Here is a 2870-nt window from a genome sequence, read left to right on the forward strand (position 1 = left end):
CAGCTGCCCCCTCCGCTTCCCCGGCCAGTACGCCGACCCCGAGACCGGGTTCCACTACAACTACTTCCGCCACTACGACCCCGAGACCGCCCGATACATCACCCCGGACCCGCTGGGGCTCGTTCCGGCACCCAATCCGGCGGCGTACGTCCACAATCCGCACACCTGGACGGACCCGCTCGGGCTGGCCGGCTGCCGGGCCACCAAGGCGGCCGACAAGGTCATCGAAAAGGCGAGGAACGGGGTCAGGAAACTCCTCAAGCCCCACCCGGGCTCACCGCGCGGCTACCATGGCCACCTTGATCCCAACCGGGAGCTGGAGATCCTCTCGAACCCGGACGGCGTCTACAAGTCGACAGGGACCTCCGGTCGTCTGATCTTCCACCAGGGCGAGGACATCGTCATCACCGAGGGGCCCGGCTCCCGGGCAGGTCAGATCGTCACCAGCTACGGACCGAGCGGGCCCCGCAACGACAGCGGAGTGTCGGCGTTCGGCGGCAACCCCGAGGATCCCGGCCTGCCGATCACCAAGGAGCAGATTCTGAACGGAACGATTCCCACGGGCGGCAAGCCGATCGCCCCCGGCATCGAGATCTTCCCGGGCGGTTGAGGGATGGCACACATGCTCAGGCTTGAACCATCGGTCCTCGTGGAACTGCACGACGCCCCGGGGTTCCCCGAACCGCCCCGCTACTTCCCGGGGCATCTGGGGGTGAGCACGGGGCCGTCCGTGGACCCGGACGCGTACCAGCGGCTCGTCCTCGAGGAGACCCACGGCAGCGTCGACATGGACTCGCCGGTGGAAGTGGACGAGTTCCGCTTCGACCGGTCGAGCGGACTCCTGCGACTGATGAACCTGCGCGTTCCGGAGTACCGGGCACAGGACCGCCGCCGGGCTCTGGACTGGTTGTCCGTGGAATCCAGGCCCGGCACCCTCCGGCTGGTCGAGCCGAAGGCGCGATTCCACGTGGACCCGGCCACCACCCTCTGCTACAGCGGCAGCGAGCTGATCCTCCTGCGCGACCGGCCGGACGGTCCGGCGGCGGACCGGCTGCGCGTCCAGGTGGCGCCGGGTCTCCACCTGCTCTTCGGGGACGGCCTGCTGGCCGGCTGGATGATGGACGCCCCGGAGTCCCGCATCTGCCCGGACTCCGGCACACCGTCGCCGTACCCGGCCGACCCCGTACTGGCGGAGATCCTGGCCGAGTACTACGAGCTGCTCACCTTCCCCGCCCTGGACGGGCTCATGGACGAGGAACCCGAGTTCAGGCAAGCGCTGGAAGCCCTGGCCGAACGCATCGAGGTGCACGCCGGCGCGGTGGACCGCAGGTCCGTCCTGCGGGAGCACATCCAGGAACTCGTCCGGGAGTGGTTCGAGGAGTGATCTCCCGGCCCCGGAGCGGCCGCGCGGGGGGTGGGAGATCACGTACCTTGGGGCCCCCGGGGGGAAGGAGGCTTCCTGTTGAGCGCACGGATACTGGTCGCCGAGGACGATGTGAAGCAGGCGCGGCTGATACGGATCTACCTGGAGCGGGAGGGGAACGAGGTCCAGGTGGTGTCCGACGGCCGCACCGCGATCGATCGTGCCCGGTCCTCCCGGCCCGACCTCCTGGTGCTCGATGTGATGATGCCGAACGTCGACGGCCTCGACGTCTGCCGGATCCTGCGGGCCGAGTCCCAGGTGCCCATCCTGCTGCTCACGGCGCGCGCGACGGAGGACGACCTGCTGCTGGGGCTCGACCTGGGGGCCGATGACTACCTCACCAAGCCCTACAGCCCGCGGGAGTTGGCCGCCCGGGTGCGGGCGCTGTTACGCCGGGCGAGGGCGGCCGAGCGCCCCGCGCCCGCGGTGCTCTCGGTCGGGGAGCTGGAGATCGACACCCGCCGCTTCGAGGTGCGGGTGGCCGGCGAGCTCGTGGCGCTGACCGGCAAGGAGTTCGCGATCCTGGCCGCGCTGGCCGAGGAGCCGGGGCGGGTGTTCACCAGGACGCAGATCATCGACCGGGTCTTCGGCTTCGACCAGGACGTCCTGGAGCGCACCGTGGACGCCCATGTGATGAACCTGCGGCGCAAGTTGGAGAAGGTGCCGGGCGGACGGCGCCGGGTGGAGACCGTCTACGGGCGGGGCTATCGGCTGGCGGACCCCGCGGGTGGGCCGCGGTGAGCTTCCGGCTGCGGGTGCTGGGCCTGCTGATGCTGGTCGCGATGGCCGCCACCGCCGCCACCGCCTGGCTGACGCTGCGCCAGGCCAATCGGCAGGTCCGCGACTCGGTGACGGCGGGTCGGCAGGAGGTCTCGCGGATCACCACCGAGCTGCACGCGTACGGGTTCGCCCACGGCTCCTGGCAGGGGGTCGCGCCGACGGTGGGCCGGCTGTCGAGGGAGACCGGCCAGCGCATCCGGGTGGCCACCGAGGCCGATGTGCTGCTCGCCGACTCCGATGCCCTCGCGGGCCGCGAACCGCGCCCGGTGAGCGGGCAGCCCCCGGTCCTGGTGGATCCCCGGCCCCGGCCGCGGTTCCTGGAAGGCCGGGCACCGGGCGTGGGGGTCAAGGACACCATCGTCTCGATCTTCCGGTACCGGGCCGCGACCCGCTACGCGGCCTGTCTGACCCGGTCGGGGGCCGAGCTGACGGCCCGGCCGGACGCATACGGGATGCCTGAGGTGCGTACGGACCACCAGCCGCCGCAGTGTGCCAAGCCGGCGTCGAAGGATCTGCGCACCGCCCAGGAGGACGCGTCGGCGGCCACGGCCTGTGAGTCCCGGCCGCGGCTCGAGGACTGCCTGCGGCGGGTCTTCTACGAGCGCACCCGCTCCGTGACACCGCCCCGGCTCCAGGTCCGGCTGGGCGTCCGCGACGAGTCCCAGCC

General features: G+C 71.4%; 3 protein-coding genes and 1 pseudogene. All 4 read left to right on the forward strand.

Annotated features, from left to right (window positions below; genetic code table 11):
• Positions 1 to 610 (forward strand): RHS repeat-associated core domain-containing protein (locus tag E4099_RS34695; RefSeq protein ID WP_245245330.1); only part of this gene is annotated, 610 nt, incomplete at its 5' end.
• Positions 611 to 622: 12 nt separating this feature from the next.
• Positions 623 to 1384: a hypothetical protein gene (locus E4099_RS30920; protein WP_135342413.1), complete on the forward strand. Its 762-nt coding sequence runs from the start codon at positions 623 to 625 to the stop codon at positions 1382 to 1384.
• Between the two features lie 78 nt (positions 1385 to 1462).
• Positions 1463 to 2164, forward strand: a complete 702-nt coding sequence (locus E4099_RS30925) for a response regulator transcription factor (RefSeq protein ID WP_135342414.1) — start codon at positions 1463 to 1465, stop codon at positions 2162 to 2164.
• Positions 2161 to 2870, forward strand: a pseudogene (locus E4099_RS30930) (two-component sensor histidine kinase); the annotation flags it as partial. The gene E4099_RS30925 and the pseudogene E4099_RS30930, both read left to right, overlap by 4 nt.

Source organism: Streptomyces palmae, from assembly GCF_004684805.1.
Taxonomy (GTDB): domain Bacteria; phylum Actinomycetota; class Actinomycetes; order Streptomycetales; family Streptomycetaceae; genus Streptomyces; species Streptomyces palmae.

What these genes read in the sequence shown, in the direction of transcription:
- E4099_RS30920 (WP_135342413.1), top strand. Translation starts at nt 623, where the DNA reads ATGCTCAGGCTTGAACCATCGGTCCTCGTGGAACTGCACGACGCCCCG.